Annotated in this window: 9 protein-coding genes and 1 riboswitch; of the genes, 2 read left to right on the plus strand and 7 right to left on the minus strand. The window is 72.2% G+C overall.

Annotation, left to right across the window (positions count from 1 at the left end):
• The first annotated feature begins 105 nt into the window (after window positions 1–105).
• The gene (locus ABZV06_RS23890; protein ID WP_355624330.1) at window positions 106–3,132 is read left to right on the plus strand and encodes a hypothetical protein; all 3,027 of its coding nucleotides are present in this window, start codon (window positions 106–108) and stop codon (window positions 3,130–3,132) included.
• 106 nt (window positions 3,133–3,238) lie between these two features.
• Here ABZV06_RS23890 and thiC read toward each other — a convergent pair whose 3' ends face one another.
• The 7 genes from thiC to thiE form a co-directional block, all read right to left on the minus strand.
• Complete coding sequence (gene thiC, locus ABZV06_RS23895; RefSeq protein ID WP_355242081.1) at window positions 3,239–4,831, minus strand: phosphomethylpyrimidine synthase ThiC; 1,593 nt, start codon at window positions 4,829–4,831, stop codon at window positions 3,239–3,241.
• Window positions 4,832–4,848: 17 nt separating this feature from the next.
• On the minus strand, window positions 4,849–5,634 hold the full coding sequence (gene thiD / locus ABZV06_RS23900) for a bifunctional hydroxymethylpyrimidine kinase/phosphomethylpyrimidine kinase (RefSeq protein ID WP_355242084.1): 786 nt from the start codon (window positions 5,632–5,634) through the stop codon (window positions 4,849–4,851).
• A complete protein-coding gene (locus ABZV06_RS23905) occupies window positions 5,631–6,305 on the minus strand; it encodes a thiamine phosphate synthase (RefSeq protein ID WP_355624333.1) in 675 nt (224 codons plus the stop codon). The genes thiD and ABZV06_RS23905 overlap by 4 nt, the downstream gene beginning before the upstream one ends.
• Window positions 6,302–7,081 carry a thiazole synthase gene (locus tag ABZV06_RS23910; protein ID WP_355242090.1) on the minus strand — a complete coding sequence of 260 codons (780 nt, stop codon included), beginning with the start codon at window positions 7,079–7,081 and terminating at the stop codon, window positions 6,302–6,304. The genes ABZV06_RS23905 and ABZV06_RS23910 overlap by 4 nt, the downstream gene beginning before the upstream one ends.
• Window positions 7,078–7,278 carry a sulfur carrier protein ThiS gene (gene thiS, locus ABZV06_RS23915; RefSeq protein ID WP_355242093.1) on the minus strand — a complete coding sequence of 67 codons (201 nt, stop codon included), beginning with the start codon at window positions 7,276–7,278 and terminating at the stop codon, window positions 7,078–7,080. The genes ABZV06_RS23910 and thiS overlap by 4 nt, the downstream gene beginning before the upstream one ends.
• Window positions 7,278–8,372, minus strand: a complete 1,095-nt coding sequence (gene thiO, locus ABZV06_RS23920; RefSeq protein WP_355242096.1) for a glycine oxidase ThiO — start codon at window positions 8,370–8,372, stop codon at window positions 7,278–7,280. The genes thiS and thiO overlap by 1 nt, the downstream gene beginning before the upstream one ends.
• Entirely contained in the window at window positions 8,369–8,992 is a 624-nt protein-coding gene (gene thiE, locus ABZV06_RS23925) for a thiamine phosphate synthase (protein ID WP_355242099.1), read from the minus strand. The genes thiO and thiE overlap by 4 nt, the downstream gene beginning before the upstream one ends.
• A riboswitch (TPP riboswitch) is annotated at window positions 8,987–9,096 on the minus strand. (Overlaps the previous gene by 6 nt.)
• A 290-nt stretch (window positions 9,097–9,386) precedes the next feature.
• Between thiE and ABZV06_RS23930 the strand changes: the two genes are divergently transcribed.
• On the plus strand, window positions 9,387–15,242 hold the full coding sequence (locus tag ABZV06_RS23930) for a ThuA domain-containing protein (protein WP_355624336.1): 5,856 nt from the start codon (window positions 9,387–9,389) through the stop codon (window positions 15,240–15,242).
• Window positions 15,243–15,244 lie beyond the last annotated feature (2 nt).

Raw genomic sequence — 15,244 nt, forward strand, 5'->3', positions numbered from 1 at the left:
TTCCGATCTGACTGGTCGAACTCAAGTAGACCCGCCGATCGCCACCGGCGCGCCGCGCGGCGCGCCGGTGGCGATCGGGTGTACCAGGTGCGTAACGTGCCGGACATGGCCTATCGGACCTGGGGCAGACTGCTGCTCACCGCGCTCGGGGTGAGCGTGCTGGCCGGAGCCGGCCAACTCGGCGTCGCGTACGGCTTCGGCATCGTCCGGCTCACCGGCGCCTTCACCGGCTCGACCGTCAACCAGTGGCCGGCCCAGCTCGTCTGGGTGGGCTGGTTCGCCGCGAACGCCGCCGTCGCCGGCGCCGTCCTGACCGGACGTCTGGCCCGCCGGGACACCCCGCCGGCCAGCACCGGCCGGCACCTGGCCATCGGTGGCGCCGCCGCGCTCGGCGCGACAGCCGTCGCCCCGCTCTGCATGCAGCCCGCCCGAGCCGCCGAGTTGATCTCGGTGGACCCGGTCTGGGCGGTCGGCATCTGCGCCATCCTCGGGGCGGTCGTCGGAGCGGGGGCGGCCATCGCCGTACTGCTCCGACCGGGACTGGGCTGGAACATGGCGGCCGTGGCGGGGACGATCTGGCTGCTGGCGTTGATCTCCGTCCTGCCGTCGCTCGGCACGACCGGTCCGCTGCCCACGGTCCGACTCGGCGTACTCGAACCGAACTGGTTGGACGCCGCCGCCGCGCAGAGCCTGGCGCTGCTCCTGCTGCCGATCGTGGCGCTGCTCGCGGGAGCGGCGACCGCCGGACTGGCCCGCTGGCGCGGCCAGGTCCCGCTGATCAGCGCGGCGACCGGGGTGGCCGGTCCGGTGCTGGTGGCATTCGCGTACCTGGCCGCGGGCCCTGGCGACGCCGTCGACCGCTACCAGACGACCCCCTACTACGCAGCGCTGATCGCGGTCCTCGCTGGCGCCCTCGGCGCGACGGCCGCCGCCCTGCTGCGCTGGCCTCTCGGCGTCCGCGCCGCCGACTCCGAGGCGATCACGCCGACCGACATCCTGCGCCCGCTGCCCGCCGGCCCGACGCTGCCGGGCAGCGAGCCGGTGACGTCGACGGATCGAACCGAGGACCACTCCGGGCACGCCGGCGGACAGCTGGTCGAGACGGCTCCGGGTCCGCGCGCCGGTGACGACACCCCCGGTGTACGCACCGTCCCCGCCCACTGGGACTGGCCGTCTGCCACCGCGAGCGGCCAGCACGGCCCGGTCCCCGCCGAGGCGACGCGCCCGGGCCAGGCCCCTCGACCCGCCGGCCCCCGCCAGCGGTCCGACACCGCCGAGTCGGCAGGGGACGCCGCGACCCGGGACGCGTCCGCCGCCAGCGGGCGGCACGACCCCACGCCGCCCCGCGCCTCCTGGCTGACCGACCCGACCGGCGAGTTCACCGCCGGGCGGCAGCCGTCGAGTCACGACGAGGACGCGACCGCCGGTGCCGCCGACCCGGTCCGTGCCGTTGCGAAGCCCCCCACGGCCGGGACGACAGCCGTCAGCCCGACGCCCGACGCGGTGGGCGACAGCGCGAGTAACAGCGACACGCCTGGCCGCAACGCGCCGGGCAGCGACCGCACGACGATCAGCGGCACCGTGGCCCCGCTCGCCACCGATGCTCCGCTCACCACGGACAGCTCCGGTGCGACCGGCACTCCGGTCGCGGGCACCACCGTCACTCCGACCACGGCCAGCGCCCGCACGCCGAGCACGGGCACGCCGAGCACGGGCACGCCGAGCACGGGCACGCCGAGCACGGGCACGCCGAGCACGGGCACGCCGAGCACGGGCGGCACCGGCGAGCCGGTCGCGGCCAACGCGGGCACGCCGAGCATGCGAAGCACGGATCCGCAGGTCGTGGACGTGGCAGGCACGTCGAGCGCGGACAGCGCGGGCGACCGGGCCGCCGACGCGTCCCCGCCCAAGCCGCGTCGCGCGCGCAAGCCGAAGTCCGTCCCGGCCGCCACCTCGACAACCGCCGCCGACGACGGCACGGCCGCAGCCACCGGAACAGCACCGACCGGAACAGCACCCACCGAGACGAGCGCCAGCGCGACGGCCACGGCCGGAACGGCACCCACCGGGACGAGCACCGAGGGAGCGACCGGCGGACGCGCCAAGCGGACGACCCGCGCCGGCAAGAGCGCCGACGTGACAGGCGTCGACACCGATAGGCCGCTCGACCAGGACACGCCGCGCCCCTCCGCCGAGAGTGGAAGCGCCGAGCCTGGCGAAGCGGCACGGATTGCCGGAACCGACTCGCAGGCCCAGACCGCCGAAGAGGATGCGAGCCGGCTCGCCGAGACCGCCGAAGGTTCCACGCCGGTCACGAAGTCCAGGGTGGGCCGCCGCACCGAACAGGCGACGACCGAGGGCCGCGCCGGCACGTCGCTGTTCGGCGAGCCCACTGCCGGCGACGCGGGGGGCGACCGGTGGACGCCGGCGGCTCCCGCCTGGTCGGCCACCCCGTCCTGGGCCACGGCGTCGACCGACCCGGAACCGCCGACCGCGGACACGCCCGCGAGCGCCGAGGACTCGACCGACTGGACGCCCCGCTTCCGGCACCGGGCACCCCTGCCCGACCTGAGCCGCGTGCCCACCTGGGACGCCTTCGACACCACCCGCCGCGCCAGAACACCGGATCAGAGCACCGGTACGCCGGACCACAACACCAGCGCGCCCGAGGGAAGCGCATCGCCCGCCACGACCGCCGACACCACCGGACCAGCCGTCAGCACGCCGGGCCAGCCCCTCGGCAGGACCGGCCGGACCGACCAGGCCAGCGCGATGGCCGCCCTGGCGAGGTCCATCGTGCCGCCGTCGATCACCCCGGTCGTACCGGAGCAGGGCGGCGCGTCCACCACCGCCGACAGTGTCGAGCCGGCGGACGATCCCGCGCGGGCGTCCACCGACGACGGGCGGCAGTCCTCCCGGCGGGGGCGGCTCGGCGGCCTCTTCCGGCGTAACCGGGTGCGGGCCGACGAAGAGAGTCGGCCCGCGCCCGACGCGGCGGAGCCGCTGCCCGCGCAGGACGAGGAGTTCGTCGACTGGGTCGCCGGCCTCAGCAAGCCGGTCACCGACAACGAACCCGAGCCGGAGAACGGCCGTCGCTCGCTGCGCTCCACCGGCCGTCACCACCGCGAGTGAACGACCAGCTTGATTGACTCTGGTTCCGAGAATCCGGGCCTTCCTGCCGGCCAGGACACCCCGACTTCCCGGAACCAGAGTTGACCAGGCCGAAGCGGCCGCTCCGTCAGGCCAGCGGTAGGTAGACCTTTCCGCCGCCGGAGACGAACTCCTCCGACTTGTCCTTCATGCCACGGGCCGCGTACTCCTTCAGCTCCTGCGTGATCTTCATGGAGCAGAACTTCGGACCGCACATCGAGCAGAAGTGCGCCGTCTTCGCCGGCTCGGCGGGCAGGGTCGCGTCGTGGTACGACCGAGCGGTCTCCGGGTCCAGCGAGAGGTTGAACTGGTCCTCCCAGCGGAACTCGAACCGCGCCTTCGACAACGCGTCATCCCACTCCTGCGCGCCAGGGTGACCCTTGGCCAGATCGGCCGCGTGCGCCGCGATCTTGTACGCGATCACGCCGGCCTTCACGTCGTCGCGGTCCGGCAGGCCGAGGTGCTCCTTCGGAGTGACGTAGCAGAGCATGGCGGTGCCGAACATGCCGATCATCGCCGCGCCGATGGCGGAGGTGATGTGGTCGTACGCGGGCGCGATGTCGGTGGTCAACGGCCCGAGCGTGTAGAACGGGGCCTCGTGGCACCACTCCTGCTGGAGGTCCACGTTCTCCTTGATCTTGTGCATGGGCACGTGGCCCGGGCCCTCGATCATCACCTGGACGTCGTGCTCCCAGGCGACAGTCGTCAACTCGCCGAGGGTGCGCAGTTCGGCGAACTGCGCCTCGTCGTTGGCGTCCGCGATCGAGCCGGGCCGCAGCCCGTCGCCGAGCGAGAACGTCACGTCGTAGCGGGCAAGGATCGCGCACAGCTCGGCGAAGTTGGTGTAGAGGAAGTTCTCCTCGTGGTGCGCCAGGCACCAGGCCGCCATGATCGAGCCACCCCGGGAGACGATCCCGGTGACCCGGTCCACGGCCAACGGCACGTACGGCAGCAGCACCCCGGCGTGCACCGTCATGTAGTCGACGCCCTGCTCGGCCTGCTCGATGACGGTGTCCCGGAACACCTCCCAGCTCAACTTCACCGGGTCGCCGCCGACCTTCTCCAACGCCTGGTAGATCGGCACCGTCCCGATCGGCACCGGCGAGTTCCGCACGATCGCCTCGCGGGTCTCGTGGATCCGCTTGCCGGTGGACAGGTCCATCACCGTGTCCGCGCCCCAGCGGGTGGCCCAGGTCAACTTCTCGACCTCCTCGGCCACCGACGAGCTGACCGCCGAGGTGCCGATGTTGGCGTTCACCTTGACCAGGAACGCCTTCCCGATGATCGCCGGCTCGCACTCCGGGTGGTTCACGTTGAGCGGCAGCACCGCCCGACCGGCGGCGATCTCGGCCCGCACCAGCTCCGGGTCGACGTTCTCCCGGATCGCCACGAACTCCATCTCCGGCGTCACCACGCCGGCCCGCGCGTACGCGAGCTGCGTCGGACGACGACCGTCCATCCCGGCCAACGGCGTCCCCGCGCCCCGCACCGGCGCCACGTCACCCCGCTCGGCTATCCACGGGCCGCGCAGCGGTGGCAACCCCACCTGCGGGTCCGATCCCGGGCCGGACGTGTCGTAGAGCCGCACCGGCGGATGGTCGCCGGTCAGCGCCACCTCCGCGAACGGCACCCGCACATCCGGCCGCGAACCCTCGACGTACACCTTGCCTCGTGCCTGCATGACAACCTCCCTGGTGATCAGGCGGACCAGCCGAAGTGATCCAGCGGTCCGCGCCCCGCGCCCAGCTCCCAACTCCGCCCGCCGGTCAGCGCGCGGAACACGTACTCCTTGGCGACCTGCACGGCCGCCGGCACCGGATCGCCCAGCGCGAGCCGCACGGCGATGGCCGCCGAGAACGAGCAACCGGTGCCGTGGGTGTGCCGGGTGTCCACCCGGGGCGCGCGCAGCAGGGTGGTGACACCACCGCCGCACAGCACGTCGACCGCCTCGTCCCCACCCACGTCACCACCGGTGACGACCACGTACTCCGGACCGCCGGCGGCCAGGGCCTCGGCGGCCACGACCATCGCGGGCACGTCGTCCACGCCGCGTCCGGTGATGGCCGCGGCCTCCGCGCAGTTCGGCGTCGCCACCCGCGCGTACGGGAGCAGCCGCTCCACCGCGCCCACCACGCCCAGCCGGTGGCCGCTCGTGGCGACCAGCACCGGATCGACGACGAGCTGGGGCAACCGGCCGTCCCGGGCGGCCTGGGCCACCACGTCGGCGACGGCCGGCGTGCCGAGCATCCCCGTCTTGACCGCGCCCACGGTGAAGTCGACGAGCACGCTGTCCAACTGCTCCGCGACCGTGCGCGGCGGCAGCGGCAGGACGGCGTCGACACCCCGGGTGTTCTGCGCGGTGACCGCTGTCAGGACACTCGTGCCGTACGCGCCGAGCGCCGCGAAGACCTTGAGGTCCGCCTGGATTCCGGCGCCGCCGCCGGAGTCGGAGCCGGCGATGGTCAGGGTTGTCGTCGGGGTCATCTTTCCTCTTTGGTTGCGCTTTGGGGCTGCGGGACCTCCGTGCGCCCATGCCGGCTTCTTTGAACCTCCTGGGTGATCGCCTCTTGGAAGGCTCTGCTCAGTCGGCGGGCTGCTTCTTGGGGGTTCTCTGCTCGCATGAGTGCTCCGAGCACGGCTACTCCTGCGGCTCCTGCCTCGACGCAGGCCGTTACCTGTTCCGGGGTCTCCACCCCCCCGAGCGCTAGGACGGGCACCGGGCTGGCCGCGACGAGCGCGCGCAGGCCGGCGACTTCCAGGGGTGGGCCGTAGCCGGGCTTTGTCCGGGTGGGCCAGATCGGGGAGATTGTGGCGTAGTGCTCGGTGGTCAGGCGGTTCAGTTCGGTCTCGTTGTGGCAGGAGCGGCCGACAAGGCGGTGGGCCGGCGGCGGGTACGGGCCGGCGGCCGGCAGGTGGACGGCGTCGCCGCCCAACGGGTCCGGGCCGGCCACGACGAGGGTCCCGCCGACGTCGGCGAGGATCGCGCGCAGGTCGACGGCGAGAGCGGCGCGTTCGGCGCGGGGCAGGTCCTTCTCCCGCAGCACGACCCAACGCACTCCCCCGGCGACCGCCCCCGCCACGACACGTTCGAGACCGCCCGTGGCGACCAGCCGGTCGGTCAACAGGACGACCCCCGGCGGCACCAACCCCGTCACAGGTCCGGTCTTCCCTCGTCGGGAGTGGAGGGCAGGGCGTGGAAACGCCGGGCGATCCGGCCCGCGCCCGCGGCGAGGCGTCCGGCCTCGACGGCGTACCGCATCGCCGTCGCCATCGCCACCGGGTCGGCGGCCCGGGTGACCGCGCTGGCCAGCAGGACCGCGTCGCAGCCCAGCTCCATGGCCAGCGCCGCGTCGGACGCGGTGCCGATGCCGGCGTCGAGGATCACCGGCACGTCCACGCTCTGCCGGATCAGCCGGATGTGGTGCGGGTTGCCGATGCCGAGCCCCGAACCGATCGGCGCGCCGGCGGGCATCACCGCAGCGCAGCCCACGTCCGCGAGGCGGCGGGCGAGCACCGGGTCGTCACTGGTGTACGGCAGCACCGTGAAGCCGTCCGCGACGAGTTCCTCGGCGGCGCGGAGCAGCTCCACCCCGTCGGGCAGCAGCGTCCGCTCGTCGCCGATGACCTCCAACTTCACCCAGTCGGTGTCGAACGCGTCGCGCGCCAGCCGGGCCACCTTCACCGCCTCGGTCGCGGTGTGGCAGCCGGCGGTGTTCGGCAGCAGCCGTACCCCGCACCGGTCCAGCAGTTCCAGCAGCCCTCCCCCGGTGCCCGGCGCGGTGTCCACCCGGCGCAGCGCCAGCGTGACCAGCTCCGTACCGGACGCCCGGATCGCCTGTTCCAGTACGTGCAGGTTCGCGGCCCCACCGGTGCCCAGGATCAGCCGCGAGCCGAACGTCGCCCCACCCAGTTCGAACGGCACGCCGCTCACCCGCCCTGCGCGGCGGTGAGCACTTCGACGCGGTCGCCGTCGTGCAGCTCCGTGACCGGCCAGCCGGTCCGGGGCACCACCTCGCCGTTGACCGCGACCGCGACGCCACGCTGGTGCGGCGCGACGTCACCGACCAGATCGGCCACCGACGCGCCGCCGGGGACAGTGCGCCCGGTCCCGTTCACCGTCAACTTCATCACTCCTCCTCGAAACCGCGCATCGGGCCGGCGAACCGGTCGGCACCGAACCCGGTGAGCAGCGGGTCGGGCACTCCGGTGAGCACCAGGTCGGTGATCGCCTCGGCGGTGACCGGGGTGAGCACGATGCCGTGCCGGTGGTGTCCCGTGGCGGCGAGCACGTCCGGCCGGCCGGGCAGCGGCCCCAGGATCGGCGCGTTGTCCGGGGTGCCGGGCCGCAGACCGGCGACGGCCTCCACCAGGTCGTACTCGGCCAGCTCGGGTAGCAGGTCGACACCGGCGCGCAGCAGTCGCTGCACCGCGCCGGCGGTGACTGTGGTGTCCGACCGCTCCTCGACCGTCGCCCCGAGCACCACCTCGCCGTCGGTGCGGGGCACCAGGTAGACGTGCTCGCCGTCGGCGTACCCCCGGATCACGTGCCGGAAGCCCGGCGCGACGCCGCCGGGCGCACGCAGCCGCAGGATCTGGCCCTTCACCGGCCGCACGGGCAGTCCGGTGAGGGCGGCGGCACCGCAGCCGGCCGCGACCACGGTGACCCTCGCGTCCACGTCGGACAGCCGCCGGACCGGTCGCGGCACGAACGCCGCGCCGGCCCGCCGCGCGGCCGTGCGCAGCGCCGGTACCAGCAGCCGGGGATCGACCTGGTGGTCGGTGGGCGCGAGCGCGCCGCCGCGCACCCGCGGGGCGAGCGCCGGCTCGCGGTCGCGCAGCTCGGTGGGGCGCAGCGGCGTCACCGGCAGACCAAGACCCTGTTGGTACGCCCAGAGCCGGCGGGCCTCGGCCAGGTCGTCACCGGTCAGCCCGACCATCAGCGTGCCCTCGGTCCGGTAGCCGATGAGGGTGCCGCTGTCCTCGGTCAGCTCGGCGGCGAACGTGGGCCAACGGGCGGCGGAGGCCACCAGCAGCTCGGTCAGCCCACGCTCACCGAAGTACGCCTCGGCGACCGGAGAGAGCATCCCGGCGGCGACGCCCGACGCCCCCGATCCGGGTGCCGCGTCGTGTACCTCGACGCGCAGGCCCCGGCTGGCGCAGCGCCACGCGACGGCCAGCCCGATCGGGCCCCCGCCCACCACCGCCACCTCGGTACGCGTCACGCCAGCGCCCGCAGCAGTTCGGCGGTCGCCCGAGCGGGGTCGGCGGCCGAGCAGATCGCCCCGACCACCGCCACCCCGTACGCCCCGGCGGTCCGGAGCGCCGGCACCCGGTCGGCGGTCACCCCGCCGATCGCGATGACCGGCACGTCGACGGCGTCGGCGACGTCGCGTATCCCGACGGTCCCGATGGGGTCGGGCAGACCGACCTTGGTGCTCGTGGCGTGGCACGGGCCGACGCCCAGGTAGTTGGCCCCGGCGACGACGGCCTCGATCGCGGTCCTCGGCTCGCGGGCGGTGGCGCCCAGCACGCCGGTTGCGCCGAGCACGTGCCGGGCCGCGGCGACCGGTAGGTCGTCGGCGCCGACGTGGCCACCGGCGGCGCCCACCGCGAGCGCCACGTGCAGCCGGTCGTTGACCAGGCACGTCGCGCCGTACGGCGCGCACAGCGCCAGCACCCGGGCGGCCAGGTCGTACGCCTCGCGGTCGGTGGCGGAGTCCTCCACCCGGACCTGCACGACGAGGTCGGCGCGGGCCGCCGCGAGGGCGGCCCGGACCACGGTGAGTGGATCGCGCCCGGGTCGGGTGTCGGTGATCAGATGCAGTCGGCCGAGGGACGGCACGGCAACGCTCCTCCCTGCGCCGGCATTACCCGGATCAGGTTCGACGGTCGGGGGCTGTCAGCCCCCCTCTCAGCCCGGTACACCGGGCTCCCGTGGGTTACTTGCGTGTCACCGTACGACACATCGCCTCCCCTGCCAAGGGAGAGCCCGCCGCCGCGGCGCGAGAGATCGATCGGGGTACTTTCTCCGGTCCTGTTCGGAATGTCGCCCGCCGTTGCAGAACCGTTACCCGCCGGCATCTTGCCGGACATCGATGCAGCAGAACTAATTTGTTCAGCGAATCGACAAAATGCCGGCGTGGACGCCCTGGCACGGCGTCTCCACCGGCTCCATCTGGGACGGTCTTCGGCGAGCCGGCCCCGCGAGTCCTGTCCACCGCGACATTGGAGGCGGCGTGTCCCGTTCTCGTCGTGCCCCCGTACCACTCACCGCTACCCTGTTGTCCCTCGCGCTCGCGTCGACGGCCCTGATCGGGTCTCCGGCGCAGGCGGCTCCGGTCGCAGCGCAGGTCCCACCGCGAGACGCGCAAGCCGCGACTCCCTTCTCCAAGGTGGTGCAGAAGACACCACCGAAGGCAGCGAAGGCCGCAGCGGCCGACCCCTACTCCGTCCTGGTCTTCTCGAAGACCGCCGGTTTCCGGCACGACGCCATCCCCACCGGCATCGCCGCCATCCAGCAACTCGGTGCCACCAACGGCTTCACGGTGGACACCACCGAGGACGGTGCCGCGTTCAGCGACGCCAACCTCGCCAAGTACAAGGCTGTGATCTGGCTCTCCACCACCGGTGACGTCCTGAACGCCGACCAGCAGGCGGCCTTCGAGCGGTACGTGAAGGCCGGCGGCGGTTACGTCGGCGTCCACGCCGCCTCGGACACCGAGTACAGCTGGGCCTGGTACGGCGACCTGGTCGGCGCGTACTTCGCCAACCACCCGCAGAACCAGCAGGCCACCGTCAAGGTGGAGGACCCGGCCCACCCGTCCACCACCGGACTGCCGGAGCGCTGGTCCCGGTTCGACGAGTGGTACAACTTCCAGACCAACCCCCGGTCGGACGTGCACGTCCTGGCCAGCCTGGACGAAAAGAGCTACACCCCGGGCGCCGGCGCGATGGGCGCCGACCACCCGACGGCGTGGTGTCAGGACTTCGACGGTGGCCGCTCCTGGTACACCGGCGGCGGGCACACCCGTGAGTCGTACGCCGAGCCCGAGTTCCTCAAGCACCTGCTCGGTGGCATCCAGACGGCGGCCGGCGTGGTCGACGCCGACTGTGGCGCGTCGAAGACCTCCAGCTTCGAGAAGGTCACGCTGGACAGCAACACCAGCAACCCGATGGAGCTGGACATCGCCCCCGACGGGCGGGTCTTCTACATCGAGCGCGACGGTCGGGTCCAGATCATCAAGCCGGACACCGGCAACACCGTCACCGCCGTCGACCTGGACGTCTTCACCGGCAACGAGGACGGACTGATCGGCATCCGGCTCGACCCGGACTTCGCCACCAACAAGTGGGTGTACCTGTACTACGCCCCGAACGACAACGTCACGCGCAACCTGCTGTCCCGGTTCACGGTGACCGGCGACACCATCGACCTGGCGAGCGAGAAGCAGGTGCTGCGGGTCGACACCCAGCGCAACACCTGCTGCCACGCGGGCGGCAGCATGACGTTCGACAGCGCCGGCAACCTCTACCTGGCCACCGGTGACAACACCAACCCGTTCGAGTCCAACGCGTACGCGCCGCTCGACGAGCGGGCGGGTCGCCAGGACTACGACTCGCAGCGCACCTCGGCCAACACGAACGACCTGCGCGGCAAGGTGATCCGGATCCACCCGGAGGACAACGGGACGTACACGGTTCCGTCCGGCAACCTCTTCGCCCCGGGCACCGAGAAGACCCGTCCCGAGATCTACGCGATGGGCTTTCGGAACCCGTTCCGGATCGGCACCGACCCGAAGACCGACACGCTGTACGTCGGGGACTACGGGCCGGACGCCAACGCGGACAACCCGAACCGGGGCCCTCGTGGCCTGGTCGAGTGGAACGTCGTGACCCCCGGCAACTACGGCTGGCCGTACTGCACGGGCACGAACGAGGCGTACAACGACTACACGTTCCCGTCCGGTCCGAGTGGTCCGAAGTTCGACTGCGCCGCGCCGGTCAACAACTCGCCCAACAACACGGGCCTGACCAACCTCCCGCCGGTCGTTCCGGCCACCGTCGACTACGGCTACGCCGGTGACGCGCGGTACCCGGAGATCGGCGGCGGTGGCGCCCCGATGGGCGGTCCGGCCTACCGGTACGACGCCAACCTCAACTCGACCCGCAAGTGGCCGGCCTACTTCGACGGCAAGGCGCTGCTCGGCGAGTGGAACCAGAACAAGATGTACACGATGCAGATGACCGCCGACGGCAAGTCGTTGGTGGACATCAACCAGCTCCTCCCCGGCATGTCGATGATCCGCCCGATGGACTTCGAGTTCGGTCCGGACGGCGCGCTGTACCTGATCGAGTGGGGTAGCGGCTTCGGCGGTAACAACGACGACTCCGGGGTCTACCGGATCGACTACACCGCCGGTGACCGTGCGCCGATCGCGGCGGCGACCGCCAACCCGACCTCGGGTCCGGCGCCGTTGACGGTGACGTTCTCCAGCGCCGGCTCCCGGGACCCGGACGGCGGCGCGCTCACCTACGCGTGGACGTTCGGCGACGGGCAGACCTCCACCGAGGCCAACCCGACGCACACGTACGCCACGGCGGGCAACTACACCGCCCAGCTCACCGTGACCAACCCGAAGGGCCGCACCGCGGTCGCCAACGTGCCGGTCACCGTGGGCAACACCGCACCGACGGTGAAGATCGACTTCCCGCCGGACGGTGGCTTCTTCAACTGGGGTGACCAGGTCCGTTACACGGTCACGGTGACCGACCCCGAGGACGGGCAGATCGACTGCACCAAGGTGAACCTCCAGGTGCTGCTCGGTCACGACGAGCACGCCCACCCGCTGGAGCAGCACACCGGCTGCACCGGCACGGTCCAGACGTCGCTCGCCTCCGGGCACGGCGCCGAGGCCAACGTGTTCGCGGTCTTCGAGGCCACGTACACCGACAAGGGTGGGGCTGGCGGGTCCGGCGCGCTCACCGGCCGGCAGATCGAGATCCTGCAGCCGAAGCAGAAGCAGGCCGAGTACTTCACGGCCACCGGACGGGTTGCGGGCAGCACCGGCGGTGGAGACGCCGGCGTGCAGCGGGAGGCCGCGACCGACACCGCCGGTGGCGGCCAGAGCATCGCGTTCATCGAGGACGGCGACTGGTGGTCGCTCGTTCCGGCGAACCTCACCAACATCACCGAGATCCGGTTCCGGGCCGCATCCGCCGCCGCCGGCGGTCGGATCGAGGTCCACGCCGGTGCGGTCGACGGACCGATCGTGGCCACGGCCACCGTTCCGACGACCGGAGCGTGGCAGACGTACACGGACGTGAGCGCGCCGGTCACCGGTGCCGCGAGCGGCTCGCTGTACTTCGTGGCCCGCGACCCGAACGGCGGAACGGGTTCGCTGTTCAACGTCAACTGGATGGACTTCGTCGGTCGCGGCGTCACCGAGAACGGGCCGCCGGTGGTCACCGCCACCGCGACCCCGACCACCGGTACCGCGCCGGTCACCGTCGCCTTCGACGGCACGGCCACCGACGCCGAGGGCGACACCCCGCTGACGTACGCCTGGGACTTCGGTGACGGCGGTACGGCGTCCACCCTGGACGCCAGCCACACGTACACCAGCGTCGGCACCTTCACGGCCACCCTCACGGTGACCGACAGCAAGGGTGCCAAGTCGTACGCAACGGTGCCGGTGCGGGTGACCGCGCCGGACACGTCCTGCTTCGGGGCGCGTTCGGACGACTTCAACGGCAACACGTTGGACAAGGGCCGGTGGACCAGCGTGGTCCGGGAGAACCAGCTCTACTCCCTCAGTGGCGGCGCGCTGAAGCTGCCCACCTCGGTGGGTGACCTCTACGGCGCTCGCAACGACGCCACCAACCTGGTGCTCCAGGCGGCGCCGACGGGTGCCTGGGAGATGACCACCAAGGTCACGCTTCCGGTGACGGCCAACTACCAGCAGGCGGGCCTGCTGGTGTACGGCGACGACGACAACTACGCCAAGGTGGACCTGCTGTACAACGGCAGCCGTCGGGTGGAGTTCATCTCCGAGACGGCCGCGACGCCGCGTAACGACGCTGCCGACGCCGCTGACGCGCCGGCGGGTGACACCGTGTACCTGCGGATCACCAGCGACGGGACGAACCTGACCGCCGCGGTTTCGGGCGACGGGCAGACGTTCACCCCGGTCGGCCGCTCGGCCGCGCTCGCCGGCATCACCAACCCGCGGATCGGGGTCTTCGCGCTCAACGGAGGCACCGAGGCGCCCGTGGTGGACGCGGCGTTCGACTCGTTCGTGGTCACGCCGGACGCTCCGGCCGGCCCGGTCGAGCCGTCGGACGAGTTCACCGGCAGCACGCTGGACAAGTGCCGGTGGGACGCGATCCTGCGGGAGGACCCCAACGGCTACCGGGTGACCGATGGCGCGCTGCGGATCGACGTGCCCAACGGTGACATCTACGGCACCGACAACACCGGGCCGAAGAACTTCATCCTCCAGACCGCGCCCTCGGGTGACTGGACCCTGGAGACGAAGGTCGACGGCAGCCTGCTGAACGAGCAGTACCAGCAGGCCGGTCTGCTCGTGCAGGCCGACGACGACAACTATGTGAAGTTCGACTTCATCGCGGACAACCAGGCCGGCCAGGCGGTGACGCGGCGGATCGAGTTCCGCAGCGAGATCGCCGGGGTGGTGCAGAACCCGCAGCCGGAGGCAGCCAGCCTGACCTCGGCGGTGTGGTACCTGCGGCTGGCCCGCACCGGTGACACCTTCACCGCGTCGTACTCGACCGACGGGACGACCTGGACCGCGTTGCAGGCGCTGACCAACAGCGCGGTGGGTGCCACCCCGAAGGTCGGTCTGTTCACCCTCGGCGCCAACCAGACGGCGTCGAAGACGGCCGCGTTCGACTACTTCCGGCTCAGCACCAGGGCGGTCGACGAGACCGCTCCGGTGACGACGGCGGCGGTGTCGGGCACCCCCACCGACGGGTGGTACACCGGGCCGGTGACGGTCACCCTGACCGCCGCCGACGAGGCCGGTGGCAGCGGACTGGCCGGTACGCAGTACCAGCTGGATTCCGCGACCGCCTGGACGGACTACACCGCGCCGGTGGCGATCAGCGGCGACGGCGAGCACGAGCTGCGGTTCCGCTCGACCGACAAGGCCGGCAACGTGGAGTCGACGAAGACCGTCTCGGTCAAGATCGACGCCACCGCACCGGTCACCACGGCGACGTTCGCTCCGGCGAACGACGCGGGCTGGCACAACGGGACGATCCCGGTGGTGCTGACCTCGACCGACGCCGGTTCCGGTGTGAAGACGGTCGAGTGGTCGCTGGACGGTGGCGCGTGGACGCCGTACTCGGAGCCGGTCGCGGTGACCGGTGACGGGCAGCACGAGCTGCTCTACCGCTCGACCGACAAGGCGGGCAACGTCGAGACGCTCAAGTCGGCGATCCTGAAGATCGACGGCACCAAGCCGACGCTGCTGGTCTCCGGTGTCGCCGACGGCCAGCTCTACGGCGACAGCCAGGACGTACGGGTGTCGTGGCAGGCCGTCGACCCGACCTCGGGCATCGCGTCCGTGGTCGGCCAGCTCGACGGCAAGGCGTACGCCAGCGGCACCCTGCAGGCCATGTACGAGCTGTCGCTCGGCCTGCACGAGCTGACCGTCACCGCGACCGACAAGGCCGGCAACACGACGACCTCGAACGTCCGGTTCTTCGTCACCACCTCGTTCCGGGACATGCAGTTCCTGCTGGACCGGTTCAAGGCGACGGGACGGTTGTCGGCCAAGGCGCACAAGCAGTTGACGGCCAAGCTCGACGCGGCCCGCCAGGCCGAGGCGGCCGGCAACGACAACAAGGCGGTCAAGCAGCTGACCCAGTTCCGGGACCTCGCCACCGACGCCACCCTGGTGGCCGAGGCCGAGATCCGGGACACCCTCACCCGGGACGCCGACGCCATGATCGTGCGGCTCGGCGGTACGGCCAGCAAGGCCGGCGTCAAGGCCAATGACGGCGAGCCGGTCAAGGGCACCGGCCGGCTCGGTGGCGACGCCACCCGGCTGGCACCCGGTCGCCAGCTCTGATC

It is taken from the genome of Micromonospora sp. NPDC005172 (assembly GCF_040608555.1).
In the GTDB taxonomy this organism is placed as follows: Bacteria; Actinomycetota; Actinomycetes; order Mycobacteriales; family Micromonosporaceae; genus Micromonospora.